Origin of the sequence: Acidovorax sp. ACV01, assembly GCF_014851495.1 — a bacterium.
In the GTDB taxonomy this organism is placed as follows: Bacteria; Pseudomonadota; Gammaproteobacteria; order Burkholderiales; family Burkholderiaceae_C; genus Acidovorax; species Acidovorax radicis.
The window spans coordinates 147,260-173,244 of the sequence record NZ_JACUZT010000011.1; the positions used below are offsets into that span (position 1 = coordinate 147,260).

A 25,985-nucleotide genomic window follows, 5' to 3' on the forward strand; every position below is an offset into this window, starting at 1 on the left:
CATGCACGCTTCCCTCCTCGACCGCCTTGTGAGCCGGGTGGCGCCGACTTATGCCGTGAACCGCCTCAAGAGCAAGATGCAGTTCGATGTGATCGCGTCGCTCGGTGGCTCTCTTGGCGGCGAAAACGCCCTATTTGGGTCTGACGACGCCACGGGCACGCGCGACGATGGCGGCTCACGCCGCTGGCGGCCCGCACCCCGCGATGCCAAGGCCGACAGCCTCAAGCACCTTCCACTGCAGCGCGGGCAATCGCGCGACCTGGTGCGTACCAGTCCCATCGCCTTGGGCGCCATCAACACCAACGTGGATCGCGTCGTCGGCACTGGCCTTGCTCTCAGCGCACAGCCGCACCGTGGCATCCTGGGTTGGAGCGTTGAAGAGTCCGTGGCCTGGAAGATGCACGTACAGGCCGAGTTCAGCCTCTGGGCTGACAGCCCTGAATGCGACATCGCTGGCACGCTCAACTTCTACGAACAACAAGGGCTGCTGTTGCGGAGCACGCTGGAGAGCGGCGATACCTTCACCATCCTGCCTGACGGCGAGCCCACCTCCACGCAGCCCTACCGCCTCCGCATTCAGTTGCTGGAGGGTGATCGCTGCGGCAATCCTCAGGGAACACGCGACACCGAAGAAGTCGCGGGCGGGGTCCGCATGGGTCAGGGCGGCGTGCCCATGGCCTTCTTCATCTACGACCACCACCCCGGTGGCGTGCGTGTCGCGGGCAACCGCTGGGCAGGCCGCTGGTACGAACGCCTGGGCAGGTCTGGGCGTCGGCGCATCCTGCACCACTACCGCAAGCTGCGGCCCGAGATGCCTCGCGGCGTGCCCTACCTGGCGCCCATCGTTGGCTGCATCAAGCAGCTCACGCGTTACACCGAGGCCGAGATTGCAGCTGCTGTCATCAGCAGCTATTTCACCGTTTTCATCAAGAGCAGCTCGGGCTCCGCTGCTGCGCCCATCTTCCAGGGCGAGGGCGCTCCGGGCGAGGGTGGGAATGGCAGCAATTCGTTCGAGATGGGACCGGCAGCAATTGTCGATCTAGCGAAAGACGAAGAAGCTACTTTTGCAAACCCGCTTCGACCCAATCCCAATTTCGATCCGTTCGTGCAAGCGGTGCTGCGCCAGATCGGCATGGCGCTTGGCATCCCCTACGAACTGCTGGTCAAGAAGTTCGACGCCAGCTACTCCGCCAGCAAGGCTGCGCTGCTCGATGCAGGCATCTATTTCCGCTCGGTGCGCACTTGGCTCTCCCGCAGCTTCTGCCAGCCTGTGTACGAAACATGGCTTGCCGAGGCGGTGTCTCGGGGCCGTGTCTCCGCACCAGGGTTCTTCACCGACCCCCTGCTGCGCTGGGCATACACCCGCGCACTTTGGCATGGCGACAGCATGGGCAGCATCAACCCCAAGGATGAGGTAGCTGCATACAGCGCTGCTGTTGACGCGCGGTTCATGTCTCGCGAGCGCGCCGAGTGGGAGTTGTTTGGCACCGATTGGAACGACACCTTCGACCAGAAGGAAGCCGAAGAATCGCGCCTGCGCAAAGCACAGATGCTCCCTGTGCCCAAGGCGGGCGCAGCAGCTCCACAGAACTCGCCCAAGCCATCGCCCGAGCCCTCAAAAGAGGATGCCGTCGAAAACGAAGCGGTACCCGCATGACCGAGAAAACCATTTCTGCCGAACAGGTCGCGATCCTGGCTGAGCGTGTGGACACCCTGCTGCTCAACTACTCGGAACTCAAGGGCCTGCTGCTTGCCATCAGCCAGCAACAAAGCACCGTGAGCAGCCAATCCGCCGTGCTGCAAGAGCGCTTGGTGTCGTTCGACGCGAACCAGCGCCGCCTGTTCCAGCTGTCCGACGAACACGCGCACTCGATCAAGCAGATCAGCTCCGAACTCAAGGTCCACAGCTGGACCTGGAAGCTCGTGGGCTCCGTCGCGGTGTCATCGCTGGGCCTGGTCGGCTGGGCCTACACCGAGTTGCGCAGCCTGCAAGGCCAGGACAACCGGCATGACAACCGGATCTCCATCCTCGAATTCATTGTCGGCGGCCGTGCACAACAGGCCCCGAAGTCCAAGGAAGGCACCACCCCATGACTCTGCTCGACCTCATCACGGGCGTCTGGGCTATCGAGCCCGAAAAGCTGCGCGAGATCCAGGCGATCTACGCCACGCACCTGCGCGGCGAAAAGATCGACATCGCAGCCCTCGAAGCCCGCATGGGCAGGCCTCTCTCCAACGAACAGCAGGCGTACGCCGTCGAGCCCGGTGGCGTGGCCGTGTTGCGCATGTCCGGGATCATCGCGCCCAAGGCCAATCTGTTCATGCAGGTCAGCGGCGGCATGAGCACGCAGATGGCGACCAAGCAATTGGAAAGCGCCACGGCCGATCCCCGAGTGTGCTCTACCGTCCTGGCGATGGACACACCAGGTGGCAATGTCATCGGAACGCCTGAAATGGCGTCCGCAGTGTATGAGCTGTCGAAGATCAAGCCCATCGTCACGCACAGCGACGGCGTTCTGGCAAGCGCTGGCTACTGGATCGGCTGCGCCGCAAACGCCGTGTACATCAGCGGCCCGACCGTGCAAGTGGGCAGCATCGGCGTGGTGGTGGACCGCAGCTACAACCCCGCGAGCAGCTCGCGCGAGGAAAGCATCGTCGCGGGCAAATACAAACGCCTTTCGAAGTCCAACGAACCTCTGAGCGATGAAGCCCGCGCCGTGGTTCAAGACGATGTGGACTACGTCTATTCGCTGCTCGTGGATCAGGTCGCGGCATATCGCGACACCACTTCAGAGCAAGTTCTGGAACGCATGGCCGATGGCCGTGTGTTCCGTGGCCAGCAGGCCATTGATGCGGGGTTGGTGGACGGTGTTCTCACCCTCGACGCATTGGTGGAAAGCATGGCCACTGACCCCGCCCCGTATGCAAAGCGCCGCAAGGCTGTCTTTGCCGTGGCGGCCCTCCCGTCCCCAAGCGCCGGTGCTGCGCCCAAAGACACAACCACAACCCGTGAAAAGGAACCCGTCATGGCTGACCCTGACAACAAAACCCCCATCACGCGTGCGTCTTTCGAGCAGGACCACGCGCCACTCTTCGCCCAGCTTCGCGGCGAATTCCTCGCCCTGGGCGCCACGCAAGAGCGTGAGCGCATTCAGGCCGTGCTGGCTCTTGACGCCCATGGCGAAAAGGAGCTGATCAACACCCTGGCCTTCGACGGCAAGACCTCTGCGGGTGATGCCGCTCTTGCTGTGCTCAAGGCCCAGGCCGCACGCACCTCAGCAGCTGCCGCCCAGCACCAGCAGGATGCTCCGCCCGCCGCACCTGGGAGCGCCTCCGCCGCGCCCACGAATCAGGGCGAAGACACGGACCGCAGCATCGGCAAGCGCGCTGCCGCAGCCTTCAACGAACTCCGGGGCCGCTAAGGCGCCGGTTCCATCAACACCCATTTGAAGGACCAAGAACATGACGTTCCTTGCAACTTACAAGAGCCAGGGGTACGTGCCCCGTGGCCTCATCGCTGGCAACGCTGCATTGCTGATCAGCGAATCCATCTCGCTGCTGGCAGGCAACCATGCACGCGGCACCTTGCTGGGCCGTGTGACGCTGGGCGATGCCACCTCGGCCGCCAAGGCTGGTGGCAACACCGGCAACGGTGTACTGACCCTCGATGCGGTTCCCCGTCTCGATGGCGCCCAGGCTGGTGTCTATGCCGTCACCTGCACCACTGCCGCCGCCAATGGCGGCACGTTCACAGTGGTGGCTCCGGATGGCTACTCGCTCGGCACCATCGCCGTGGGTGCCACCTTCGCCAACCAGATCAAGTTCACCATTGCCGATGGCGCAACGGACTTCATCGTGGGCGACCGTTTCAACATCACCGTTGCGGCGGGTCTCGGCGGCTTTGTGCAAAGCCTCTCCACAGCCAATGACGGCTCCCAGGTGCCCGAAGCCATCCTGGCCGAAGACACCGATGCCACCCTGGCACCGGCACCCACCATTGCCTACACGCGCGGCGACTTCATCTCCGACGACGTCATCTTCGGCGCAGCCCACACCGTGGATTCCACGCGCGCAGTGCTCCGCGACAAGGGCATTTTCCTCATCGGCCAAGTGCCGGTCTGAGGCCCAACCACAACCCCAACACATAGGAGCCTTACACCATGCCCGATATCTTCAGCACTGACAGCCTGGTCGCTGTCGTCGAAGAGCTGCGCGTGCCCAACCTGGGCCTCGCAAACCGCTACTTCATCAACGTCCAGCAAGACGAATCCGAAGAAATCCACTTCGACATCGAGAACAAGCCGCGCCGCATGGCTCCGTTTGTCAGCCCTCTGGTGGCTGGCCAGGTAGTCGCCAGCCGTGGTTTCCGTACTGACACTTTCAAGCCTGCGTACATCAAGGACAAGCGCGTGTTTCACCCGGGTCGCGCCGTCAAGCGTGCCATGGGCGAGAAAATTGGTGGTGAGGAGCTGTCCGCCGAGCAGCGCATGGAGTTGCTGGTGGCGCAGGATCTCCAAGATCAGATTGATGGCCTGGAGCGCCGCCTCGAATGGATGGCGGCCCAGGTGCTCTACGCTGGCAAGGTCGTTGTCCAGGCACCCCAGTACCCAAAGGCGGTCGTGGACTTCGGGCGCCACCAGGACCTCACCATCAACCTGCAAAACGCGGAGCGCTGGGGCGAGAACGGCGTCAAGCCACTCGATAGCCTGCAGGACTGGTCGGACACCATGGTCAAGTTGACAGGCGTTGGCATCAGCGACGTGACGATGACCATCGACGCCTGGAAGGTGTTCCGCGCCGATCCTGACGTGAAGGAGCGCCTCGACCGTTATCGTGGCAACAGCACCATCCAGCAAGACGCCCACAACCGCGAAGGCCTGGTGTTCCAGGGTATCGTGGATGGCTTCAACATCTACACCTACAGCGGGTGGGGCATTGAGCCAGGCGACGAAGAGGCCCAACAGAAAACGCTGCTGCCCGCCTTCACGGTGATCTGCACCGCCGCGCCAGACCTGGTGGAGGGCACGCGCCATTTCGGCGCCATCCTTGACCACGATTCGCTGCAGGCCCTGCCTTACTTTCCCAAGAGCTGGTTGGAACAGGACCCCAGCATGCGCTACCTGCTGCTGCAGTCGGCGCCCTTGTTGGTTCCGTACCGCGTCAACGCCACGATGCGCATCAAGGTGCGCTGATCGGCCATGCTGGATCTCGAAGAAGACATGGACACCGTGTTCTACGGCCCCGACTTCGCCACCACCTTCACGCGCCAGCGGCCATCGGTCGCTGACGTGGACGTGACGGCGATCTTCGGGGTGGTGGATGCGGAGGCCCTGGACGGCCGCGCCATGGCCGTCACACGCAAGGTGCAGATGCCTGTCACGCAGGATGTCCGCGCTGATGACGTGCTGGTGGCCAAGGAGGCTATCCCGGCCCTCAGCATCGCCGTAGGCGCCCGGTTTCGTGTGCTGGACAACCCCCAGCGCGTGAACGACGGCATGGAGATGGAGGCGCTGCTGGGCAGCGTGTCGCCATGAGCGTGCTCAAGCCTGACACCCTGCCGGAGGGCGCCCCCTTCGCCATCGGCGCGACCATCGTTGCTGCGCTGCGGCAGGCCCCAGCCCTGGCTGGTGCCAAGGTGCTGGACAACCCCAAGCGGTCCAGCGACCTGCAGGACGGCGCCCGCATCGTCTTTTTCGAGGACCAGGCCGACAAGCTCATCGGGCAGCCGGGCCAGTCGCAAAAGCGCACCTACGGCTTCTCGGTTGGGGCGATCAACCGCACCGAAAACGACCGGCAAGGCGCACATGCCGACTACCGGGCGGCCAAACGCGTCATCCGCAGCTGCATGCCAGAGATCGTCAAGCTGGTGCAGATCGAAGGCCGTGGCGTTGTCGAAGGCGACGTGCTCTACCGCCTTGAAAACATCGATGTGGGAGGTGGCCTTGTGCTGGGCCTGTTCACCATCGATTACCGCGATCCGGGCTGACACCCGAATCGAATCAACCAACCCGAGGCCCGCCGCAGTGCGGGCCTCTTCGTTTCTGAAGGGAAATGATCATGACCACTACCGCACGTGCAATCCTGGCCGGTGGCCTGGTGTCTTTCAACATTTGGGATACCGTAGCGCTGGCCTATGCAGGCAAGGGCGATCCGCTCGATGCTGACAAATTCGAGATCAAGCCGAACAGCGAAGAAAAGACCAGCGAGTCCAGATCGCACAAAGACTACGGCCAGGCACGCGCTTCGGTGGTGCTGCCCAAGCCCACCGAGATCACGATTGAGCTGTCTGCAGCCAGTGTGCAGGTTTTGGCGATGCAGTTTCAGGGCATTGTGCAGTCGCTCACGCAGAGTTCAGGCGCCTTCGCTGCGCAGGACTTCACGCTGACGGCGCTGGACGTATGGCTGCCATTGGGCAAGCGCAACATCGCCGAAGCGGGCTTCGAATTCACCAACGCTGGCGACACCGTCACTTATGTGCTGGGCACGCACTACGACATGAACTGGCTGCGCGGCGAAGTGCGGTTCAAGTCCACAGCCGCTGGTGCGCCCGCTGCTGCGGCTGTCCTGAAGCTCACGGGGATGTATGGCGCCGTGGACGGCAAGAAGATCCTGGGCGGGCGTGTGACCCAAGTGCGCACCCAGGTGTTCTTTGACGGTCAGAACATGGTGGACAGTTCGCCCCTTGAAGTCGACGTATGGGAGGCAGTCCTTGGCTCCAGCAACGGTTTCGACTTCTTGGGCTCTGATTTCACGCCCATCACCCTGAGCGGAAAACTCGTTACGCCACCCGGCAAGACCGAGCCCTACGAAGTCCGCACGCCAGGCGCCGCGATCTGATAGGTCAGCCGCGCCGTACAGACGTCTGTACGGCGCCCATCAGCACCAGCACGGGCCATCCCACCACTACGGTGGCGATGGCCCCGCCACCCAGCGCCATCAGGCGCTCCGAATCCACCAGCAGGCCCAACAGGGCCAGCGGAATGCCTGCGCCAACCAGGGCGAAGCACCACAACAAACCTTTCATCTGATCCTCCAAAATGGCAGACCCCAAGATCAAATACGACATCGAAGCCGCCGTCAAGGGCGCGCCTGATGCCGAGGTGCTCGCTAAGACGCTGCACGGGGTCGCTGATGTCTTGGAGGGCGACCTCAAGGAAGGTGCTCTGCAGGCCGCGCAGGCGCTTGAGGCGCTCGCCTCCAAGCAACGGGCGGTCGAGAACTTCCAAGCCCTGAAGCGCGAGTCTGCCGACCTGGGGACTGCACTGCAGAAGGCCACTGAGCAGGTTGACCGCCTGGGCTCCGAATTGCCCCAGGCAGCGGCCCAAGCCCAGGCCCTAGCAGTTGCTGAACGGTCAGCCCAGACAGCGCTGGAGCAGGCTCGCACGGCTCTGCAGAGCAAACGCGATGCGCTCAAGGCTGTGCGGGAGGAAACACAGGGCGCTGCGCGCCGGACCGACGAATACAAAGCCACGGTGGCGGGCCTCAAAGATGGCATCAAGACCGCCGTGGCAGAGGTCAAAGCCCAACAGACCGCACTGCGCAGCACGGCCCAGGCCACCACCCAAGCCCAAAACGCCGAAGCCGCGTTGCGCAAGGAATATGACCTAGCTATCGGCTCCTCGGTGCGCTTGAGCACTGAGCTGGGCAACAAGCGCCGCGCGCTCACTGAGACGCGCGAGATCATGCAGGCCGTTGGCATCAGCACGACCAACCTCGCGCAGGCCGAGGTTGGTCTGCGCAGTGCGGTCGCTCAGGTGCGGCAGGAAGTGGCCGCCTTGGCCCCCGCCTACCAGCAGGCCGCCTCAGCCTCTACGCAGTCCACCCAGGTGCAAGCGCAGAACCAGCGCACCCTGCGTGAGGGCATGACCTCCATCAGCACGCAGCTGCAGCGCATCCAGCAGATCGCCACTGTTGCGCTGGGCGGCAGCTATGTCGGGGGCCTTGCCAAGAGCGTGGCAGACACCGCCGACGAGTTCCGCAACCTCGAAGCCCGCGTCAAGTTGGCGACGGGTGAAGGCCCGCTGTTTCAAGCCGCCTTTGATGGGGTGGCGCAGGTCGCTTTGCGCACGAACACCGCGCTCAATGAAACCGGCACGCTGTTCGCGCGCTTGGCGAAGGCAGGGACAGAGGCCGGCCAGTCTGCTCAGCTCGCGCAAGGCAACGCCCTGCGCCTCACTGAAACCATCAATCAAGCCATCCAGCTATCGGGTGGCTCTGCTGACTCGTCCAGGGCCGCGATCACGCAGCTCATTCAGGGCTTGCAGTCGGGCGTCTTGCGGGGCGAAGAATTCAACTCCGTGATGGAACAGGCGCCGCGCCTTGCTCAGGCCATGGCCAATGGCCTGGGCGTCACAACGGGCGAGCTGCGCAACCTGGCCGGGCAGGGCGCCCTTACTGCTGAAGTAGTGATGAAGGCCCTGCGCGGCCAAGCCGATGTGGTTGCCAACGAGTTCTCCAAGCTGCCGCCCACCGTGGGCCGCGCTCTGCAGAACCTCACCACGCAGTGGACCCTGTATGTAGGCCAGTCAGACAACGGCCTGGTGAGCAGCGCCAACGCGGCGAAGGTCATCAACGCATTGGCTGGCAACCTTGACACCCTGGTGAGCACCCTCACTGCTGCGGGAAAGCTGTGGGCGGCCATCAAGATCGCGGGCCTGGCTGCTGACTTTGGCGCCTGGGCGCTCAAGACCCTATCGGCCACGGCTGCTGTCGAAAAGAACACCCTCGCAGTGGCTGCGAACACCACTGCGCAGGTGGGCAATGCCGCTGCCCACGCTGCCAACACCGCCGCGCAAACCGCCAACATCGCCGCTACCACGGCGTCCACAGCTGCACGCACCGCCAATGCCGCGTCGTGGGCCTCGATTGCCACTTTTACCGGGCAGGCCACCAAGGCCACCACAGCGGCCACGGCGGCGGCTGTGGCCAACACGGCTGCGGTGGGTGCGAAGACTGCGGCGTTTGGCGTGCTGGGCGGTGCTATGCGCGGTGTAACTGGGCTGCTCGGCGGGCCGGTGGGGTTGATTGCCACCGTTGTGTTGTTCAGTGGCGAGATCAAGCGCGGCACCACATCGGTGTTCGAGTGGGCGATGAGCTTCACCGAAGCCGGTCAGACCATCAAGAGGTACGAAGCCCAACAGCGCGCAGCCACAGAGGCGGTCGTTCGTGATACAGAGGCACGCAAGGCACAGGCGGCGGCCTTGCAGCTGCAGAGCGACAAACTGGTGGAGGCCCGCAACCGGGTCTTTGACCTTACCAAGGAGAGCGTGGGCCTCCTCGCAGAGTTCGACAAGCTGCGCACCTCGGGCGACTCTGTCGCTGATGCGGTAGGCAAGATCGGAAAAGATTTTGACCTGTCGAACTCCCCAGGCATCCGCACCGCCTCTGCCGTGCTCGACAAGCTACTGGCAGACGGCAAGCTGACGGCCAGCGAGTTCCAGGCTGCCTGGGCAAAAGCGCTCGATGGGCAAGACCTTGCCAAGTTCGAAGTGCTCGCCCGCACCGCATTTACTGCTGCTGCGCAAGACGCGAAGAAGCTGCAGGACCAGCTGCAGCAGGCTATCACCAACGGCGCATCAGAGACGGTTGTCAAAGACCTAGAGGAGCGCATCAAGGGGGCGCTTGCCGCCGCTGGCCGTGAATCTGAGCGCGTGTCCCAGATGATGGACAACGTCCTGCGCGAGGCGGTCAAGCGCACAGGGCTGGAGTTCGACCAGCTGCAGGGCAAGATCGGTACCGCATCGCGCAGCGCGTTGAATGACCTCGATGTCGTCATCGGTGGCCTTGACCGTTTGAAGGCACAAGGTGTAGATGCCGGGCGCGTGCTGGCCGCCAGCTTCACCCAGGCCATCAATACGGCAGACAGCCAGAAGGCCCTGGATGAACTCCGCGCCCGCATCGAACAGGTACGCAGGGCACTGGGCGACAAGGTGGCCGATGGCCTGCTTGATCAAGCCAGGCAGAAGGCCGAGGAGTTGAAAGCCGCACTTGATCAGGCCACGCCCGGCATTAACAGCGTTGCTGAGGCCATGAAGCGGCTGGGCCTGGAGTCTTCGGCCAGCCTGCAGCGCACTGCCACCGAAGCCCGTGAGGCGTACGCCGTGATCGCCAAGGCGGGCGCGCAAGAGGGCGAGTCCTACGTGGCCTGGCAGCGCCGCAAGGAGCTGGCGGCCCTGGCCATGATCCAGCGCATGGTAGAGGCCAATCGCGGCATCGTGGACGCGAACATTGCGGCGCAGGCCTCGGCTGCTGGTCTCAAGGTCGAAGTAGATGAGAGCGGTCGCACCATCGTGCGCTCGATGCGCGATGCTGAAGAAGCCACACACCGTGTGGGCCGTGCAGCCGGTGGCGCTGCAGGCGGCTATCGGGATATGGCCGCTGCGGCGGCCCAAGCAGCTGCAAACGCCAAAGCCCTCGAAAAAATCTACGACAAACACCGTCTCACCCCTGGTGGCGACAAAGACAAATACACCGTGGGCGACGGCTCCGACCTGATCGGCAAGTCCCGCGACATCCGCTATGCCGGTGTGAACGACACCGATATCAACCAGCAGATCGCCGCCCGCTATGGCGAAGAGGCCGTGGGCAATGAACTTGCCATGAAGGCCTGGCAATTGCGCCTGCAGCTCCAGTCCTATCAAAAGAACTACGGGAACATGCGCAGCAAGCAGAGCCTGCTGGAGCAACGGAACATTGCTGCGGAGCTTGAACGCATCGAACGCGAGCTGGCCAAGTCGCTCGGGAAGGATGGATCGACCTCCTCCCGCCCTGGTGGCAGCGCCGGTGGCGGCGGTGGCTCCAGTGGCGGCGGTGGAAACGGTGCAGGCGGCAGAGGCGGCGGCGTTTCATCGGGTAGCGGTGGGCTTGACTCCGGCAGTCCGGGCGGCGTATCGCGGCAACCCCCGGGCGTCCCCGTCCATCTTCACTACGGCAGTCGGAACCTGGGGGCGGTGAACACCGACGCTGCCGGGCGCGAGGTGCTGGAGAACTTTCTCACCGCTCTGGCTGACAGCAAGCGCGCTTCAAGGTAGCCCATGGCCATCACCCTCACATACGGCTCCACCACCCTGGAACTGCCTGAAGACCTCTTGTGGGTCAATGAATTCCGCTGGTCTCCGGTGGCCCAGGCCACCGAACGCAGCCTTACCGGCGCGCTGCTGGTAGACGCTGCCCCCCGCGTAGGCGGCAGGCTGATCACGCTGGCAGGCAGCGAAGACAGCGCCTGGATTCTTCGATCAGGCATGGAAACCCTGCTTGCCTGGGCAGCACTGCCCGAGCAGCAATTCACGCTCACGCACAACGGCGTGGCGCGCACGGTCATTTTTGACCACGGCACCGCAGAAGAAAGCGGCGCCATCAAGCAAGTAGAGCCCGTGATCGATTACAGCGACCCCGAGCCCTCCGACTACTACTGCAGTCTCGAACTTAACTTTTTGGAAGTCTGACCATGCCCATCGCATCCGGCGACATCAAAATCTTTGCCTCCAAGAACATGACCGACACCCCGGACGGCGGGGGCGGACCGACCGGCGTTGTCATTCCCGATGGCGCCAGCAACGCCATCTTCCCGGACATCAGCGAGCTGGACCGCGCAATCGGCCGCGTGAACATCCGCCAGGTGGTGCTGGGGGTGACCACACCGGACACGGACACCTACCTGGGCGCGCACGTCATCATTGCCGCGCCGCCCAACGACCCGCGCGTGTCGGTGGTGATGGTGAAGGTGGACAACCTGTTTGCCAATCGCGACGAGATCAAGCGCCGCATCGAGAGCTACCTCGCGGGCGGCTCCTCCTACCCCGGCTATCTGTTCGGCGACATGCTGCAGGGCCAAAGCTCCCTGACCATCGCGCAGCGCGAGGGCGTGCCCTTGCCCAACATTGGCGATCGTCTGGTGCTGCGAAAGAACTTCGGCCTTCCCGGCCAGGTCGAGCAGTTCGTGGCCATCACATCGGTCAGCAACCTGCTGCGCGTGTTTTCGGACAGCGCCGGGGACTTTGCGCGCAACATCGTCTCGCTGGGTCTCAGTGATCCGCTGGAAGCCGACTTCGACGGTTTCGACGCCATGCGCATTGACCCCAGCGCCGAAGAGATCAAGGCGCGCACCAGCATCAACGAAGCCGTGGTCGCCAATGCCGCCAGCTTTTACGGGGCGGTGCCTTTGGCCGAACCCGCCAGCATTGGCGACTTCACGGTGCGCGCCAGCACCATCCGCGTGCCCATCGTCCCCAGCGCCCAGGCCGAGACGCCCATTGCCGACGCCAGCACCAACGGCATGGCCTATGCCCTGGTGGCGGCGGGTGGGCCGGTGGTGCAGGCGGTGTCTGCCATCTGGTCCCCCAGCCAGTCCTTGTTCGTGGGCGGCAGCCTGCTGCCTGGCAGCGTGTCTATCGAGCGCGGTGGCATCACCATCATCGACAAGGGCGGGCGGCTGCTGCAGGCCGGGGCGGAGGTGGGCAGCATCGACTACGACAACGGCGTGGCTTCGCTGTCTGTGGATGTGTTCGGCTCGGGCTCTGGATCGCACACGATCACCGCCACCCCCGCCGCCACGCCGCAGGCCGCGCAGCGCTCCTTGGGCATTGCCATCACACTGCAAAACCGCGCATTGAACTACGTGGTCACCATCGTTCCCCCTGCGCGCCGCAGCCTGGTCGCGCACTACCTGGTGGCGGGCCGGTGGTACTCCTTGCGCGAAGACGGATCGGGCGCCTTGCGCGGCCTGGATGCCTCCTATGGGGTGGGCAACCTAAACCGCACCACGGGCACCTTGCAGATCACGCTGGGGGCCTTGCCCGACGTTGGCAGCGCGCTGATCCTGCAGTGGATTGATGAAGTGACCAGCCAGGCGCTGAGCAACACCACCTTGCGCATGGGCTCGCGGCTCTACACGCCCCTCAATACCTCCGGGGCGGCCTCCGACGCACCTGGCGCACGCCCCATCCAGCCGAACAAGCTGAAGATCACCTGGAACGACGGTGCCGCCAAGTCGGCATCGGACGACGGTAACGGCGTCATCACCGGCGATGCCACGGGCGTCGTGGACTACCAGCGCGGCGTGGCACTGCTGGCACCCGATGCGCTGCCTGCACCCGGCACGGTGTTTACTCTCAAGCAAGAGAACGCGCCGGGGGTGCCCGCCAGTGGGGCCATCGCGGTGACCAAGACCGACATGGTTTGGACCACTGGCGCCCCCGTTCGGACCTCGACGGTGGGCGCGACCATTGCGGCGGGCACGGTGGCGTTTGACCTGCAGATCGTGGCAAACGGCACGGCCACGGGCCTGCCTGCAGGCGCTCAGCTCTACCTGTCGCGCACGCATGGAGACAACGGCCTGCGTACGTCTGTGAGCATGAAAGTCAATGTCACGGACGACGGCAGCGGCAACCTCAAAGCCCTGGGTCAGACCATCGGCTCGGTCAACTACGGCTCGGGGGTGCTCAGCATCAACCCCGCGCTGTTCAGTACCGTTGCGATGACCGGGTGGCAGGCCCTGCTGGTTGCCACCGTCGATGGCACCGGCCAGAACTGGCTGCTGATGGGTGGCCGCCTGGGCGACTACGCAGGGGCAGGCTTCACGTTCGACGCCGACTGCGCCTTCAACCCGTTCAACACCCTGGTTTACATCCCGGGCACAGCCTCCACCGACCCTATCGACCCCGTGTCCGTCACGGTGGACTCGTACATCAACCGGGTGCTGACCCTGGCGGACGGCTACACGCTGCAAGGCGTGTCGTTTGAGCTGGCGGGCGGGCGCCTGCTGGCGGCCAACACCGGGGTGCTGCTGGGCAGCATCAACCCCGGGACCGGCGCAGGGGTGCCGGTGGGCACGGTGAGTGCCGCCCTGGGCATGCTTGAACTCACCACCTGGACTCCCGGCACTGCCAATGCGCTCACCGACTGGCGCGCGGTGCAGGCGCCCCCGGTGTCAGGCGCCGGGGACATTTCCGGCAACACGAAGGTGATGTTCCGCACTGCCACGGCGCCGCTGCGCCCGGGCAGCTTCTCCCTGGTGGGCGAGATGGAGGATGGCACGCCCATCAACGTGACTGCGGGCACCAACGGCAAGATCGACGGCGCCCGTGTCAAGGGCACCATCAACTATGACAACGGGGTCGTGGAGCTTGTGTTCTGCAGCCCTGTGCCCACTAGCCTGGGCACCGCAGACCTGTCGTACATGGGGATCGCTGGTGTGGGCGTGGTTGATCTGGACACGGCCCGTGCCAGCACGCTGCGCTACAACGCGGTGGCCTACACCTATATCCCGCTGGATGCCTCCATCGTGGGCATCAACTCGGTGCGCCTGCCCACCGATGGCCTGGTGCCTGTGCATGCGGCGGGCCGGGTGGCCGTGGTGGGCAACGTGCAAAAGCTGGCACCCGCCACCGTTGCCAACGGCGACACCTTCGATTGCGGCCGAACCCGCCTCTCTCGCGTGCGCTTGCTGGGCCATGACGGTGTCGCCATCAATACCGGCTACACGGCAGATCTGGAAACCGGCCTGGGCACCTACACGGATGTCTCCAGCTTTGTCCAGCCGGTGACCGTGGAGCACCGCATCGAAGACACGGCCCTGGTGGGGGACGCGCAGCTCAGCGGCCATATCCGCTTCACGCGCCCGCTCACCCACAACTACCCGGTGGAGGGCACCTACGTCAGCAGCGCGCTGCTGCTGGGCGACATGCGTGCCCGGGTGTCGCTGAAGTTCGACCAGATGAGCTGGAACGGTATCACCTGGATAGATGCCCTGGACGGTGACCAGGCCCTGGCGTCCTACAACGACACGCTGGCCCCCATCGAGGTGACCAACGAAGGCGCCCTGACAGAGCGCTGGGCGCTGCACTTTGAAGTCAGCGGCACTTCGTATCGGATCGTCGGCGAGAACGTCGGCGTCATTGGCACGGGTTCCACGGGCGCCGACTGTGCGCCCATCAATCCCAACACGGGCGCGCCTTACTTCACTGTCCGTGAATCAGGGTGGGGCGCGGGCTGGGTGGCGGGCAACGTGCTGCGCTTCAACACCGTGGGCGCCATGGCATCCGTGCCCCTCGTGCGTGTGGTCCAGCAAGGCCCCGAATCCGGCACCAACTATTCCTTCTCGGTCCTCGCACGCGGCGACGGGGACCGCCCCTAAAAGAGGCGCAGCAACATGACTTCTCCTGTCGATACTTCCGTCAAATGGGCGCGCAGCAGCATGCCAGGCGCGCCCACGCTCACCCGCGCCGCTGGCAGCCTGATCGCGCTGCTGGACGCGTTGCTGGTCAATGGCTGGGGCCAGCAGACAGCATCCAGCGTGGTCGTTGCGGGTGGTGTGGCCACGGCGACGTTTCCGACCGACCATGCAGCCGCAAAGCATGCGGTGGTGCTGGTGGAGGGCGTTACGGGCACGCTCGCGGCTTTAAACGGCGAACAGAAAGTGACGGCGGTGGCGCCCAACGTCATCAAATGGGCGACGGCGGCAGCGGACGGCACCGCCACGGGCACCATCACGGTCAAGATGGCACCGGCCGGGTTCAACAAGCCTTTCTCGGGCACGAACCTCGCCGCCTACAAGTCGGCCCACCCAGCCGCACACGGTCAATACCTGCGCGTGGCCGATACCACCGTCGAGTCGGCCCGTGCCGTGGGCTACGAGACCATGACGGCCATCTCCACCGGCACGGGTCTGTTTCCTTCTGCTGCGCAAGTGAACGGCGGCGCCTATTGGGGCAAGTCGGACGCGACCAGCGGCACTACACCATCGCCCTGGTTGTTTGCCTCTGATGGCCGGATTTTCTACTTGATGGTGCAAGGCTGCTTTGAATCCAATGCTGGGTTGGGTCATGCCATTTTGGCCTTCGGGGACCTCCTCCCAGAGTCGCCCGCTGGAGATCCCTTTGCCACGGTATTGGCAGGCTCCCCTGACTCTGGTTGGAACGCGGTGGGGGGGAACTATGTCATCGACTACGGCGCGGTGAATTACGCCGTGGCCACACCAAGGATCTTTCTCGGAACGGGCACGAGTTCTCGCGGATGTGCATCGTCAGAGTCTCGGTTTGGCGCCTCTTCAGATCCCCTACCGAACCCCATCACGGGCGCGATTCCCCTGAGTCGCATCGGCTACAAGGACACGGTGTCGGGGTTTCAAAGGGCCACCTTTCCTGGGCTGCTGTATTGCATCAACCAGAAGGCGGAGGCACTTCTGACCAATCACCAGATTGTTGAATTGCCAGGTGGCAAGGCCTACGCGGCTTCCTTCCATGGCAATCAGGTGTACGTCAGCTCCATGCTCAACCTTGCCATGCTGGACATCATTGGTCCTTGGAGGTGAGCTATGGCAGCCCATAAGTATTGGCAGGCCCTGGCAATGGTGTCGCCGACCCCCACCACCCTGGAGCTGTCGGAGTTCCACCTCTATGCCGGGGTGACCCGCGTGGACGCGGCAGCAACTCTTACGGCCAGCGCCGCGCCCTCTGGCGCGCTGGCGAACCTCAAGGATGACAGCACCGCGACCGGATGCTACTGGGCGGCGGGGGGCGATGCTGTGGTGCTTACCTGGACGTTCCCCACGGCGCAAAACGTGGACGGCATCGTGATTGGCGCCCGCACCACTTCATCGCGCTACCCCTCGGCGTTGGTGCTGCGCGGCGGGGATACCGCCACGGGCACAGGCCCGAGCCCGGAATACACCGAGACCCAGTTCTACGGCCTGGGGCGATTCGTGTCTGCCACCAAGACAGCCGTCCTCAAGCCCCTGGGCAATGCATCTGCCGTGGTTGTAAAGACCCGGGACCTCTACCTATGTTCAGGGATCGGTCGTATCCCCTTTGAAGTGGTCAAGGAAGTGCTGCCCGCCACCACCCCAAAGACCTACACGCCCCAATGGGCCAAGGTGCGCCTGGAGCGAGACATTGACGGCAAGGTGATGCGCGAGCAGTGGAGCGACCCGGTCACCGGACTGGGTGTCTTCGAGGACGTGGATGAAAACTTCACCTACACGCTCACCGCGATCTACCCGGACAGCGGCATGCGCGCCGTGATCGCGGACCGCATCAAACCCGAAGGCTACCCAGAATGAGCGACCTGGTGCTCACCGATGCAGGCGCTGTCGCCATGCTGGAAGGCTTGCTGGCGCGCGGAGCTGGCTCGCGGCTGCACTTTCTGAGTGCCACGTCGGTCACGCTGGCTGTCTTGGTGCTCGCTTCGCCCTGCGGTGAGATCGTGGACAACAAGCTGGTGCTGGCGCAAGCCGACCCAGATGGTGACCTGATCGCGGCCAATGGCTTTGCGGCGTCGGCCCTCTGGTACAGCTACGACAACGAACTACTGGCCTCAGGCGCGGTGACCGATGAGGATGGCGAAGGGCCGTTCAAGCTCTCGGGCAGCGAAGGCACCCGCCTGCTCGCTGGTGGCCGCGCGATCCTCGGTCTGACCGAGCTGACCTGAGCGCAGCGCCATGACCGTCAATCGCCTTGCCTTTACCCAAGCGCCGCTGCCCGATGAGCTGCCGGTGCGCGTGGTGTTTGGCGAGACCGAAGGCCCTGCCGAGCCGCCAGCAGACAGCACCGTGTCGCTGGTGGCGCGGGTCACTCGCCTGCGTGGCGTGGTCAATGTGGAGTACGACAGCAACACGCCGCGCCTGATAGAAGCGATTGCAACCAGCTCCTGGCAGGACGCCAAGCCGCTGCAGCAGGACTTCGTGTCTACCTGGCAGAGTGCCGCGCCCTTGCGCGTTCAGCGGCATTCGCACTGGCAGGACGGGCAGCGCCTGCAGCGCGGGCTCTCAGGCACCTGGACCGATGCGGATCGCACCGTGCGGCCAGGGGCCGTGGTGGTATTCCAGCAGGCTGTTGCCGTGGGTGCCTGGCCGCTGTTGGCGGCCTGGCAAGAGGCGGCCCGCCTGCGCAGGGCGGTGGCATCCCGGTATCTGGACGCGCAGCGCGTGGGCAACTGGCCGGTGGCTACAGCGTTTGAGCAGGCGCGACGCGACGCGCGCGCTTGGGTGACCTCGGCATACCAGGAGGCCATCGGCCTGTCGGCCGGGTTTGTCGAGATGGCTACCGATGCGGACCCCATTCGTACTGAACTGCTGAGCCGCTACCAGGAGGCCCGGCGCCTGCCCATCGGCCGCTGGGTGCGCCCGGTGGACCCACCGGCGCCAGACCCTTGCTATGTGCCTGAGCTGCCCGTGCGGCTGGTGTTCTCTGAAGCGGGCGGCGCGGGCATGCCCTTGGTTTTTGTTTGTGAACGGCACACAACGCCGCCTGACCCGGGCACGGTGGTCGTTCCAGTACGGAGGGTCTACATGACCATCAACAACATCACCCTCATGCGCGTTGAGGGCGCGGTGGCGATCCCCGCCGACAGCTTCAGCATGAGCATCGACGTCGATTCGTGGACCTGGCAGTGGTCCGCATCCTTGCCGGGCCACGCGCTTGATCTTGTGATGCCCGATAGCAGCGGAGACCCGGTGGACGTGCTCGCCACCATCAACGGCGTGCCGTACCGCCTGGCAGCAGAGAGCGTTACGCGTGAGCGCTCGTTTGGCAGGGCGCGCGTCAACGTCAAGGGGCGGGGCAGGGCGGCCATCCTTGATGCGCCCTACGCACCTGTGCGCAACCACGGCAACACAGCAAACCGCACCGCGCAGCAGCTCATGGCCGATGTGCTCACCGTCAACGGTGTAAGCATCGGGTGGGACGTGGATTGGGGCCTGGCCGACTGGCTGGTGCCAGGCAATGTGTGGAGCCACCAGGGCAGCTACATCAGCGCCCTGCTCGACATTGCGGACGCGGCCGGGGCCTACCTGCAGCCGCACGACACGGCGCAAACCCTGCGCGTGCTTCCGCGCTATCCCGCTGCGCCGTGGGACTGGGCAGGGCTGACGCCCAACTTCGAGCTGCCCAGCGATGCCGTCAGCGTCGAGGGCATCGAGTGGCGGCGGAAGGCACCCTACAACCGCGTCTTCGTCAGTGGCACAAGCGCTGGTGTGCTGGGGCAAGTCACACGTGCCGGCACATCCGGTGGGGTCGTTGCGCCCATGGTGACCCATCCGCTGATCACCCACGCGGACGCAGCCCGCCAGCGCGGCCGGGCAGTGCTGAGCGATGCAGGCAGCCAGGCGCAGATAAGTCTGCGGTTGCCTGTGCTGGCAACCACGGGGGTCATCAAGCCGGGTGCCCTGGTGCGCTATGTGGACGGCGGCACCACACACCTCGGCTATGTGCGATCCACCTCCCTGGAGTTCTCGCGTCCCACGCTGCGCCAGGTGCTCTCCGTTGAAACCCATCCTGCGTGAGGCAGCCCATGACAAACCCGTACCGAGTTTTTAAAGAGATCTTCCCCGACGCGCCCCTGCAGGTGGGGGAAGTGTTGGTTGTCACTGGGGGCACCGCAACCGTCGAGCTGCCCGGTGGCGGCAAGTTGACTGTGCGGGGCGAAGCCACCGTAGGCCAGAAGGTGTACGTGCGCGATGGGGTGATCGAGGCCGAAGCACCCAACCTGACGCTGGTGACCATCGAAGTCTAGTCAACACACATCCCTGCAACGCCCGCCGAGTGGCAACACCGGCGGGCGTTGCTGTTTCTGCAACCTAGAAAGGAGTTCCCCATGCACCTCATCACCGTCGAGGCGCTGCGCGCTATCGGCGCATCACCCGCCCGCGCGCAGCGATGGCTAGAGCCCTTGCGGGCCACGTGCCAGGCGTACGACATCAGCACGCCCAAACGCATCTCCGCATTCTTGGCCCAGATCGGCCATGAGTCGGAGGGCCTGCTCTACACCACCGAGATCTGGGGACCAACGGATGCGCAGCGGCGATACGAAGGCCGTGCCGACTTGGGCAACGTGAACCCGGGCGACGGCCTTCGGTACCGGGGGCATGGCCTGATCCAGATCACCGGCCGCAGCAACCATGCGCAGATGCGCGACCGCTTGCGCAAGCGACTGGGCGCGCACGTCCCGGACTTCGAAGAATCCCCCGAGCTGCTCGCCCACGAGCCGTGGGCAGCGCTGTGCGCGGGGGACTACTGGGATTCCCGCAGCATCAACCCGCTGGCCGATGCCGACGACTTCAAGGCCGTCACGCGCAAGGTCAATGGTGCCCTGAATGGGTACGAAGACCGCTTGCGGCGGTGGCGAGCTGTGCGCAAGGAGATGGGCCTGTGATCACCGTCACTTTCCTGATCGACCCCTTGCTCAAGCCCCTGGGCAACAGCAACGAATGGGAGCTGGTGGACAACTTCACGGTGCGCATCGAGGAAGACGGCAAGCCTGCCGAAATCGTCACGGTGCCCCGTGGGTTTACCACAGACCTGGCCAGCGTTCCGCGCCTGCCCGGCGCGTATCTGCTGTTTGCCAACCGTGCCCGGCGTAGCGCCATCTTGCACGACTACCTGTATTCACAGCACCGGCCGCGCAAGTGGGCCGACGCCGTGTTCAACGCCGCGATGAAAAACGAGGTGTCCTTCCTGCCGCGCTTCTTTATGTGGCTCGGCGTACGCATCGGCGGCGGTGCGTATTACGAAGACGTCACCTCGCAACCACCCCTCTACAACCAAGGAGAAGCACCATGAACCGCACCAAGATCGCCCTCATCCTCGCGCTTGCAGCCGTTGCCACGCTGTCTGGCTGTTCCAGTTTCAAGCTGGGCGCCTTTTGCTATGTGCCCGCCGCTGGGGGCCAATGCGCAGCAGCGGCATCACCCGTGAGCGAATGAGCGCGCTGGCAACCTCGGCCCCCCGGGGCCGCAAGGTAGGGCGCCGCAAGCAGCAGCGCCTGCAGCACGAGCTGCGCGAGCGGCAGCGGGAGATCGAGGAGCGTGTCTCCCGATCTGCTGTGCCCCGCGATGACGATGCGCCTCCGCCGCGCATCGACTGAAGAAAAAAGAACGAGGCGACCGCCTGGGTGCTACGAACACCCGGACGGCCACCAAGACCACTGAGCAAGCCAGTGAGCCCAGCCAAGGCCCCGCCCACCTGTACAGGCCGGGGCAGTGTATCAATACCCTGGAGCCCATCATGGCAACACCCATCATCCCGTGGCTCGGCGGCAAACGACGCCTGGCCGACATCATCATCCCGCGCTTCCCTGCGCACTCTTGCTACGTGGAGGTCTTTGCAGGCGGCGCGGCGCTGTACTTTTTGCGCCAGCCTGCCGAATGCGAGGTCATCAACGACGTCAACGGCGAGCTGGTCAACCTCTACCGCGTGGTGCAGCGGCACCTTGAGGAGTTTGTGCGTCAGTTCAAATGGGCGCTGAGCAGCCGCGAGGTGTTCAAGTGGCTGCAGATCACCCGCCCCGAGACCTTGACCGATATCGAGCGGGCGGCCCGGTTCTACTACCTGCAGCACCAGGCCTTTGGTGCCCGCGTGCAGGGCCAGACCTGGGGCACGGCCACTACCACCCCGGCGCCCACCGTCAACCTGCTGCGGCTGGAGGAAGACCTGAGCGCGGCCCATATGCGGCTGCACGGGGCCTACATCGAGCGGCTGGACTGGCAAGACTGTATCAAGCGCTACGACCGCGCCCACACCCTGTTTTACATGGACCCGCCTTACTGGGAAACCGAGGGCTACGGCGTGCCGTTCGAGTGGAGCCAGTACGAAGACATGGCGCGCCTGATGCGCGAGATCAAAGGCAAGGCGGTGCTCAGCATCAACGACCACCCGGCTATCCGCGAGTGCTTCGCGGGCTTCCAGATGGACACGGTGCCCATCACCTACCAGGTGGCCGGTGGCGGCAAGGGCGCTGATCGCACTGAGCTGATCATCTACAGCTGGGACCGTGAGGCGGAGCCGGTGCAGCTGTTCTAACAAAAAAGCCGCCCCGAGGGGCGGCTTAGACGCTTTGATGCTCAGATCAGGTGGTCTTGACCTGGGAGTGCGCGACAGTGCTCGCATACGTGTTCGACCCGGCCAAGCCGAAAACGAACGTATGGATTCACGTGCACACTCTTGGGGTACATGCAGGTTGGCATGGTTAAGTCCCTAAAAATGTGTTTTTACATCTTGGGAATCTTGTCCTGTGCCTCCGCAGCCCGTAAACTGTCGGTGTCCGTCCAAAGACATGGCTAGGGGGATTCCCTCGAACCCGAATCAAGCCTCCAGCTCATAACTGGGGGTTTTTTTCGTTATGGGTGCCGCCATGGGCGCCTCCTTCCTTAATGAGCAGCCTGCGTTACGGCGTAAACTGCTAATGTGCGCACTATATATGGTGTGTTATATGCATTCAAGACACTACCGGTAGTGTACCGCCGGTATGAGTTCACAATAGGTGCCCGGCAGTGGTGCGGCGGGTACCCGACTGCCTTGGAGGGCGCTTGCAGCAATGGTTTCATCCTTGAAACTGCGCGCTGATGAGGCTTCCCAGACGGTTTTGCTTGCGAAGAGCCGCCGACGTGGCTTTCGCGGTCTTGTGCAAACGCACAGGCAAAAATCGGTTGGTGTTTTTGATTCCGATGATGAAGTTCAGGTGCGCCTTCTTGATGGTGACGGATGGGATGCCTGTTTCACTCAAAAAGGCGCCGGTGACTCGATGACCTCCACCGGCCCTATCCCCCGGTACAGCACCTCGCCTGTGTGCTTGACGGTCACCGTCCAGCGGTCGGGCTCCACCTGCTCAACCAGGTAGGCGGCAGCCTCCAGCGGCAGCACCAGCTCATCTGGCATACCCCCGTACCAGGTCGGCGTGCGTAGCAGGGTGGGGTATGGGATCGGGTTGCTCATGGCGCAGGCTCCACCGACACAGGGCCGCGCCCCTGGTACACCACCCGGTGCGGGCTGCTTGCTGTGGATGTCACGGTCCACACGTCCCCCTGGGCGCTTACGTGGTACAGCACTGCGGCCAGGGGCAGTGGCACAAAGTCGGCCTCTTGGGGCAAGGTCTTGGGGCGATGCAGTCGGGATAGGCGCTCCGGGTCGCTGGCGAGACTCCGGGCCATCAGGTTGACGTTGGCCTGGTCGATCTCGCATGGCTGGTCCATCACGGCCACCTCTTCCCGCGTGCCGTCCAGGCGCACAGCCTCGGGGTTCTCCCTGCGGGCTTGCTCTTCAGTCATCTTGACCCTGGACACCACAGTGCGGCCGCCCCACTTGTACCGCCACGAGTAGCGAACCTCGATTTTCATGATGGACTCCAAACACTGGGAAAGCATACAGTGTTTTTAAAAATCGGTGTACAGTCGTGCCATGTGCAACCGCTACACACCGCCTGCAATGGCTGAGATGGAACGCGAGTGGGCCATCGGTAGCCGCAACCCTGTTCGTTGGTGGGACGCTGAGCTGTTCCCGCGCAGGCAAGGCCCTTTCATTCGCCGGGCCAAGGACGATGCTGGCTACACCCGCGAGCTGGTTGTGGGGCAGTGGGGCCTGATTCCCTGGTTTGCTAAGGAGGCGCAGTACAAGTTCCCGCTGAACAACGCGCGCAGCGAGGAGTTGGCTGCCAAGGCAAGCTTCAAACACCCATGGGCTCACGGCCAGCGCTGCATTATCCCGGCGGCTGACTTTGACGAACCGTACTGGGGGCCGTATGAAACCCCGTTCAAGAAGTGTGAGTGGTGGCGCTTCCGCCGTGCCGATGGCCGCCCCTGGGGCCTAGCTGGTTTATGGAGCACGTGGACTGACAAGGCCACGGGCGAGGTGCACGAGAGCTACACCATGCTGACCATCAACGCTGATGCGCACCCGCTCATGAACAGGATGCACAAGCCAGACCCAAAGCTGGCCGCCGATCAGCAGGACAAACGCAGTGTCATCCCCATCGAGCCGGGGGACTATGACCAGTGGCTGGTTGGCACCCAAGCCGAGGCCCAGGCCCTGCTCAGGCTGATGCCTGTCGAGTTGTTCGACGCGGGGCCGACATGAAAGCGTCCGAGCTGCACAGGGTGGCGAAGAAGGCTCGGGGCAATGCAACTTTTGAGCATGCGGCCGATGCGTTCGCGCTGCTGCGCGCGCTGGCGAGCATGTCGTTGCCCGCGTTCGCTTCTGACCTGGAGGCCATTTGGCAGATCAACGAACTTCGGGCGCGTGGCCTTCTCACTGCTGACACTTATGTCTCAAGCGGTGAGGGTGAGGATTGGGGCCTGGTCATAGATCTCACCCCAGAGGGCCGTGAGGCAGCGGCGGATGAGCCAGCGTTGTGGAAATTGGCTGCGAACCGTGGGATTTGAGGTCCTGGCGATCTCAGGCGTTGCGCTCACAATATGAGCAGTAGATGAGCGGACATGCGGCAGCGCTCATGCAGTTGGCGCTCGTAGCCTGGTTTGATGCCATGCCACTAGTTCAAACGAGTCCCACCAGCGTGACAAATGGCGTAGCTTCCGGCGCTGCGCGAGGTTTTTCATAGGGAAACACGCCCATGCATCATGGGGGTGTGGTGCTCAAGCGTGTCGGACATGCTGGGGGGCCAGGAAATGAGGCGTGGACTGTAGCAGTTCGCCCCCGGTCGGTTTCACTGCGCGCGGCAGGTGTCGGAGCCCGGTGCAAGAGGTGCGCATGGTCATCGACGTGCCGTACCGGGGTCTCGGGTTTTCCCTCGGGTAAATGCCACAGGTTTTCAATGACTGTTACGTTTTGACATACTCTTGCCTGTATGCTGGCGCATTGACTGTGACCGTCGGCCCCGCCTTGCCCAGGCGGGATTCATACCCACCGCAGGCTTCAAAGGTTTCAGAGCGACCGTGATCTCGTCCGAACTGTTGACCGATCTCCTGGCCCCCATCGGCGAGGGCCACATAGAGCCGATGGCGCAGGCGCGTCTGCAAGCGCTGGTCGACGCCGTTCCGGTGGCCTTGATGGAATTTCGGTTGCAGCACGGCCGTCTGCTGCTGCTGGCCGCCAACGCTGCCGCACGGCGCATGCCCGGCCTGGGCGCGGTGCGCAACCCGGGCGCTGACGCCTGCGAGGTGTTCGACCTGCTGGCGGGCACCCCCCTCATGGACCAGTTGCAGGGTGTGGCCCGCGTGGGCGCGCCGCTCGAATGCCGCCAGGTGGTGCGCGAGCCGGGTCGGCTGCTGCTGGCCTGGGACCTGTCTGCCCGCCGCGTGACCACGGACTGTATTGTGGTCACCGTGCGCGATGCCACCGAGGCCGAGATCCTGCGTGCCGCGCTGGCAGCGTCCGAACGTGCCCTGGAAGAGGTGCGCCGCGAACTGCGCGAGCAGACCGAGGTCTTCAATACCATGGAGAGCCTGGCACGCACTGGCCACTGGCGCCGCATTGAAGACCCCGGCGAGACGGTGCTGCTGTGGTCCCCGGGCCTGTGCGATATCGCGGGCTTTGAGCAGCAGGAATGGGTGGACCCTGAGCGCGCTGTGAGTGGCATCCTGCCCGAGGACCGCCATGTATTTGACACGCCCCGCGTGCCAGGTGCCGGACTGGATGTGGAGTACCGCTGGCGCCGCCCCGATGGCGAAGTGCGCTGGATGCGGTCCCGCGTGCAGCGCACGCTGCCGCGCGACGGCGTGCAGGTGGTGATGGGGGTGGTGCAGGACGTGACGGACGAGCACCGCGCCGCAGAACAGCTGCGCGAGCAGCTGTTGTTCATCCAGCGCATTGCCAGCCGCATTCCGGGCTTCATCTACGAGTACCGCCTGCATGCGGACGGTGGCACCAGCGTGCAGTACATCAGCGATGCGGTGCGCGACTTCATGGGGGTGGAACCGAGCCAGGTGACCGCCGACCATGGCGTGCTCATGCACCGCGTGCTGCCTGAAGACCTGCCGCAGGTGCAGCGCTCTGCGATCACCTCGGTGCGCAAGCTGGTGCCCTGGCAGTGCGAGTACCGCGTGCGCATGCCCGACGGCAGCGTGCGCTGGCACATGACCAATGCGATACCGCACCGCGAGCCCGATGGCTCGGTGGTGTCCCACGGTTTCACCATGGACATCACGGACCGAAAGCGAGCAGAACAAGAGATCGAACGCCTGGCCTTCTTTGACGCCTTGACGGGCCTGCCCAACCGCCGCCTGCTGCTCGATCGCCTGCAGCGCTCCATCGCCGCCTGCCAGC

The 25,985-nt window shown here is 64.3% G+C and carries 28 protein-coding genes; 24 read left to right on the top strand and 4 right to left on the bottom strand.

Features of this window, described 5'->3' with window-relative positions; all coding sequences use genetic code 11:
* Position 1: 1 nt before the first annotated feature.
* The 8 genes from IB243_RS24990 to IB243_RS25025 all read left to right on the top strand — a co-directional run bounded on the left by IB243_RS24990 (position 2) and on the right by IB243_RS25025 (position 6,837).
* Positions 2 to 1,657 carry a phage portal protein gene (locus IB243_RS24990; protein WP_225585323.1) on the top strand — a complete coding sequence of 552 codons (1,656 nt, stop codon included), beginning with the start codon at positions 2 to 4 and terminating at the stop codon, positions 1,655 to 1,657.
* On the top strand, positions 1,654 to 2,094 hold the full coding sequence (locus IB243_RS24995; protein ID WP_192429837.1) for a hypothetical protein: 441 nt from the start codon (positions 1,654 to 1,656) through the stop codon (positions 2,092 to 2,094). The genes IB243_RS24990 and IB243_RS24995 overlap by 4 nt, the downstream gene beginning before the upstream one ends.
* Positions 2,091 to 3,422 (top strand): S49 family peptidase, encoded by a 1,332-nt coding sequence (locus tag IB243_RS25000; RefSeq protein ID WP_192429838.1) that lies wholly within the window; start codon positions 2,091 to 2,093, stop codon positions 3,420 to 3,422. Before IB243_RS24995 ends, IB243_RS25000 begins: the two co-directional genes overlap by 4 nt.
* Positions 3,423 to 3,462: 40 nt before the next feature.
* A complete protein-coding gene (locus IB243_RS25005) occupies positions 3,463 to 4,122 on the top strand; it encodes a head decoration protein (protein WP_192429839.1) in 660 nt (219 codons plus the stop codon).
* Positions 4,123 to 4,160: 38 nt separating this feature from the next.
* Positions 4,161 to 5,192, top strand: coding sequence for a major capsid protein (locus IB243_RS25010; protein ID WP_192429840.1), 1,032 nt, complete (start codon positions 4,161 to 4,163; stop codon positions 5,190 to 5,192).
* A 6-nt stretch (positions 5,193 to 5,198) separates the two neighbouring features.
* Positions 5,199 to 5,534 (top strand): hypothetical protein, encoded by a 336-nt coding sequence (locus IB243_RS25015; RefSeq protein WP_192429841.1) that lies wholly within the window; start codon positions 5,199 to 5,201, stop codon positions 5,532 to 5,534.
* Positions 5,531 to 5,986, top strand: coding sequence for a hypothetical protein (locus tag IB243_RS25020; protein WP_192429842.1), 456 nt, complete (start codon positions 5,531 to 5,533; stop codon positions 5,984 to 5,986). The genes IB243_RS25015 and IB243_RS25020 overlap by 4 nt, the downstream gene beginning before the upstream one ends.
* 71 nt (positions 5,987 to 6,057) lie before the next feature.
* Positions 6,058 to 6,837 carry a hypothetical protein gene (locus IB243_RS25025; RefSeq protein ID WP_192429843.1) on the top strand — a complete coding sequence of 260 codons (780 nt, stop codon included), beginning with the start codon at positions 6,058 to 6,060 and terminating at the stop codon, positions 6,835 to 6,837.
* 4 nt (positions 6,838 to 6,841) lie between these two features.
* Here IB243_RS25025 and IB243_RS25030 read toward each other — a convergent pair whose 3' ends face one another.
* Positions 6,842 to 7,024: a hypothetical protein gene (locus IB243_RS25030; RefSeq protein ID WP_192429844.1), complete on the bottom strand. Its 183-nt coding sequence runs from the start codon at positions 7,022 to 7,024 to the stop codon at positions 6,842 to 6,844.
* Between the two features lie 13 nt (positions 7,025 to 7,037).
* Between IB243_RS25030 and IB243_RS25035 the strand changes: the two genes are divergently transcribed.
* The 13 genes from IB243_RS25035 (at position 7,038) to IB243_RS25095 (ending at position 21,791) form a co-directional block, all read left to right on the top strand.
* A complete protein-coding gene (locus IB243_RS25035) occupies positions 7,038 to 11,030 on the top strand; it encodes a tape measure protein (RefSeq protein WP_192429845.1) in 3,993 nt (1,330 codons plus the stop codon).
* Positions 11,031 to 11,033: 3 nt separating this feature from the next.
* Positions 11,034 to 11,444 (top strand): hypothetical protein, encoded by a 411-nt coding sequence (locus IB243_RS25040; RefSeq protein WP_192429846.1) that lies wholly within the window; start codon positions 11,034 to 11,036, stop codon positions 11,442 to 11,444.
* 2 nt (positions 11,445 to 11,446) lie between these two features.
* Positions 11,447 to 15,133, top strand: a complete 3,687-nt coding sequence (locus IB243_RS25045) for a hypothetical protein (RefSeq protein ID WP_192429847.1) — start codon at positions 11,447 to 11,449, stop codon at positions 15,131 to 15,133.
* Positions 15,134 to 15,148: 15 nt separating this feature from the next.
* Positions 15,149 to 16,309 (top strand): hypothetical protein, encoded by a 1,161-nt coding sequence (locus tag IB243_RS25050; RefSeq protein ID WP_192429848.1) that lies wholly within the window; start codon positions 15,149 to 15,151, stop codon positions 16,307 to 16,309.
* A 3-nt stretch (positions 16,310 to 16,312) separates the two neighbouring features.
* Positions 16,313 to 17,056 carry a hypothetical protein gene (locus IB243_RS25055; protein WP_192429849.1) on the top strand — a complete coding sequence of 248 codons (744 nt, stop codon included), beginning with the start codon at positions 16,313 to 16,315 and terminating at the stop codon, positions 17,054 to 17,056.
* Entirely contained in the window at positions 17,053 to 17,424 is a 372-nt protein-coding gene (locus IB243_RS25060; RefSeq protein ID WP_192429850.1) for a hypothetical protein, read from the top strand. Before IB243_RS25055 ends, IB243_RS25060 begins: the two co-directional genes overlap by 4 nt.
* A 10-nt stretch (positions 17,425 to 17,434) precedes the next feature.
* Positions 17,435 to 19,276: a hypothetical protein gene (locus IB243_RS25065; RefSeq protein WP_192429851.1), complete on the top strand. Its 1,842-nt coding sequence runs from the start codon at positions 17,435 to 17,437 to the stop codon at positions 19,274 to 19,276.
* 8 nt (positions 19,277 to 19,284) lie between these two features.
* On the top strand, positions 19,285 to 19,506 hold the full coding sequence (locus IB243_RS25070; protein WP_192429852.1) for a hypothetical protein: 222 nt from the start codon (positions 19,285 to 19,287) through the stop codon (positions 19,504 to 19,506).
* A gap of 81 nt (positions 19,507 to 19,587) precedes the next feature.
* Complete coding sequence (locus tag IB243_RS25075; RefSeq protein ID WP_192429853.1) at positions 19,588 to 20,145, top strand: glycoside hydrolase family 19 protein; 558 nt, start codon at positions 19,588 to 19,590, stop codon at positions 20,143 to 20,145.
* Positions 20,142 to 20,552: a DUF1353 domain-containing protein gene (locus IB243_RS25080; RefSeq protein WP_192429854.1), complete on the top strand. Its 411-nt coding sequence runs from the start codon at positions 20,142 to 20,144 to the stop codon at positions 20,550 to 20,552. The genes IB243_RS25075 and IB243_RS25080 overlap by 4 nt, the downstream gene beginning before the upstream one ends.
* On the top strand, positions 20,549 to 20,695 hold the full coding sequence (locus IB243_RS25085; protein ID WP_192429855.1) for a hypothetical protein: 147 nt from the start codon (positions 20,549 to 20,551) through the stop codon (positions 20,693 to 20,695). Before IB243_RS25080 ends, IB243_RS25085 begins: the two co-directional genes overlap by 4 nt.
* Positions 20,692 to 20,856 carry a hypothetical protein gene (locus tag IB243_RS25090; RefSeq protein WP_192429856.1) on the top strand — a complete coding sequence of 55 codons (165 nt, stop codon included), beginning with the start codon at positions 20,692 to 20,694 and terminating at the stop codon, positions 20,854 to 20,856. The genes IB243_RS25085 and IB243_RS25090 overlap by 4 nt, the downstream gene beginning before the upstream one ends.
* Before the next feature lie 140 nt (positions 20,857 to 20,996).
* A complete protein-coding gene (locus IB243_RS25095) occupies positions 20,997 to 21,791 on the top strand; it encodes a DNA adenine methylase (RefSeq protein WP_192429857.1) in 795 nt (264 codons plus the stop codon).
* 520 nt (positions 21,792 to 22,311) lie between these two features.
* On the opposite strand, the gene IB243_RS25100 is transcribed toward IB243_RS25095, so the two are convergent.
* Genes IB243_RS25100 through IB243_RS25110 form a run of 3 tightly spaced genes read right to left on the bottom strand, consistent with a single transcriptional unit; the run spans position 22,312 to position 23,104 of the window.
* Positions 22,312 to 22,494 carry a hypothetical protein gene (locus IB243_RS25100; RefSeq protein ID WP_192429858.1) on the bottom strand — a complete coding sequence of 61 codons (183 nt, stop codon included), beginning with the start codon at positions 22,492 to 22,494 and terminating at the stop codon, positions 22,312 to 22,314.
* The gene (locus tag IB243_RS25105; protein WP_192429859.1) at positions 22,491 to 22,703 is read right to left on the bottom strand and encodes a hypothetical protein; all 213 of its coding nucleotides are present in this window, start codon (positions 22,701 to 22,703) and stop codon (positions 22,491 to 22,493) included. The genes IB243_RS25100 and IB243_RS25105 overlap by 4 nt, the downstream gene beginning before the upstream one ends.
* Entirely contained in the window at positions 22,700 to 23,104 is a 405-nt protein-coding gene (locus IB243_RS25110) for a hypothetical protein (RefSeq protein WP_192429860.1), read from the bottom strand. The genes IB243_RS25105 and IB243_RS25110 overlap by 4 nt, the downstream gene beginning before the upstream one ends.
* Before the next feature lie 61 nt (positions 23,105 to 23,165).
* On the opposite strand from IB243_RS25110, the gene IB243_RS25115 reads away from it, so the two are divergent.
* The 3 genes from IB243_RS25115 to IB243_RS25125 all read left to right on the top strand — a co-directional run.
* Positions 23,166 to 23,840 carry an SOS response-associated peptidase gene (locus IB243_RS25115; protein WP_192429861.1) on the top strand — a complete coding sequence of 225 codons (675 nt, stop codon included), beginning with the start codon at positions 23,166 to 23,168 and terminating at the stop codon, positions 23,838 to 23,840.
* Complete coding sequence (locus IB243_RS25120; RefSeq protein WP_192429862.1) at positions 23,837 to 24,145, top strand: hypothetical protein; 309 nt, start codon at positions 23,837 to 23,839, stop codon at positions 24,143 to 24,145. The genes IB243_RS25115 and IB243_RS25120 overlap by 4 nt, the downstream gene beginning before the upstream one ends.
* A 510-nt stretch (positions 24,146 to 24,655) precedes the next feature.
* The coding region (locus tag IB243_RS25125) for a PAS domain-containing protein (RefSeq protein ID WP_370540390.1) at positions 24,656 to 25,985 on the top strand (1,330 nt) is incomplete at its 3' end.

Bases quoted from the DNA above. Each gene is read 5' to 3' on its own strand.
- IB243_RS25020 (WP_192429842.1), top strand. From the start codon at position 5,531: ATGAGCGTGCTCAAGCCTGACACCCTGCCGGAGGGCGCCCCCTTCGCC.
- IB243_RS25090 (WP_192429856.1), top strand. From the start codon at position 20,692: ATGAGCGCGCTGGCAACCTCGGCCCCCCGGGGCCGCAAGGTAGGGCGC.
- IB243_RS24995 (WP_192429837.1), top strand. From the start codon at position 1,654: ATGACCGAGAAAACCATTTCTGCCGAACAGGTCGCGATCCTGGCTGAG.
- IB243_RS25110 (WP_192429860.1), bottom strand. From the start codon at position 23,104: ATGAAAATCGAGGTTCGCTACTCGTGGCGGTACAAGTGGGGCGGCCGC.
- IB243_RS25000 (WP_192429838.1), top strand. From the start codon at position 2,091: ATGACTCTGCTCGACCTCATCACGGGCGTCTGGGCTATCGAGCCCGAA.
- IB243_RS25065 (WP_192429851.1), top strand. From the start codon at position 17,435: ATGACCGTCAATCGCCTTGCCTTTACCCAAGCGCCGCTGCCCGATGAG.
- IB243_RS25010 (WP_192429840.1), top strand. From the start codon at position 4,161: ATGCCCGATATCTTCAGCACTGACAGCCTGGTCGCTGTCGTCGAAGAG.
- IB243_RS25105 (WP_192429859.1), bottom strand. From the start codon at position 22,703: ATGAGCAACCCGATCCCATACCCCACCCTGCTACGCACGCCGACCTGG.
- IB243_RS25025 (WP_192429843.1), top strand. From the start codon at position 6,058: ATGACCACTACCGCACGTGCAATCCTGGCCGGTGGCCTGGTGTCTTTC.
- IB243_RS25030 (WP_192429844.1), bottom strand. From the start codon at position 7,024: ATGAAAGGTTTGTTGTGGTGCTTCGCCCTGGTTGGCGCAGGCATTCCG.
- IB243_RS25120 (WP_192429862.1), top strand. From the start codon at position 23,837: ATGAAAGCGTCCGAGCTGCACAGGGTGGCGAAGAAGGCTCGGGGCAAT.
- IB243_RS25040 (WP_192429846.1), top strand. From the start codon at position 11,034: ATGGCCATCACCCTCACATACGGCTCCACCACCCTGGAACTGCCTGAA.
- IB243_RS25055 (WP_192429849.1), top strand. From the start codon at position 16,313: ATGGCAGCCCATAAGTATTGGCAGGCCCTGGCAATGGTGTCGCCGACC.
- IB243_RS25075 (WP_192429853.1), top strand. From the start codon at position 19,588: ATGCACCTCATCACCGTCGAGGCGCTGCGCGCTATCGGCGCATCACCC.
- IB243_RS25045 (WP_192429847.1), top strand. From the start codon at position 11,447: ATGCCCATCGCATCCGGCGACATCAAAATCTTTGCCTCCAAGAACATG.
- IB243_RS25095 (WP_192429857.1), top strand. From the start codon at position 20,997: ATGGCAACACCCATCATCCCGTGGCTCGGCGGCAAACGACGCCTGGCC.
- IB243_RS25070 (WP_192429852.1), top strand. From the start codon at position 19,285: ATGACAAACCCGTACCGAGTTTTTAAAGAGATCTTCCCCGACGCGCCC.
- IB243_RS25015 (WP_192429841.1), top strand. From the start codon at position 5,199: ATGCTGGATCTCGAAGAAGACATGGACACCGTGTTCTACGGCCCCGAC.
- IB243_RS25115 (WP_192429861.1), top strand. From the start codon at position 23,166: ATGTGCAACCGCTACACACCGCCTGCAATGGCTGAGATGGAACGCGAG.
- IB243_RS24990 (WP_225585323.1), top strand. From the start codon at position 2: ATGCACGCTTCCCTCCTCGACCGCCTTGTGAGCCGGGTGGCGCCGACT.
- IB243_RS25060 (WP_192429850.1), top strand. From the start codon at position 17,053: ATGAGCGACCTGGTGCTCACCGATGCAGGCGCTGTCGCCATGCTGGAA.
- IB243_RS25035 (WP_192429845.1), top strand. From the start codon at position 7,038: ATGGCAGACCCCAAGATCAAATACGACATCGAAGCCGCCGTCAAGGGC.
- IB243_RS25050 (WP_192429848.1), top strand. From the start codon at position 15,149: ATGACTTCTCCTGTCGATACTTCCGTCAAATGGGCGCGCAGCAGCATG.
- IB243_RS25085 (WP_192429855.1), top strand. From the start codon at position 20,549: ATGAACCGCACCAAGATCGCCCTCATCCTCGCGCTTGCAGCCGTTGCC.
- IB243_RS25005 (WP_192429839.1), top strand. From the start codon at position 3,463: ATGACGTTCCTTGCAACTTACAAGAGCCAGGGGTACGTGCCCCGTGGC.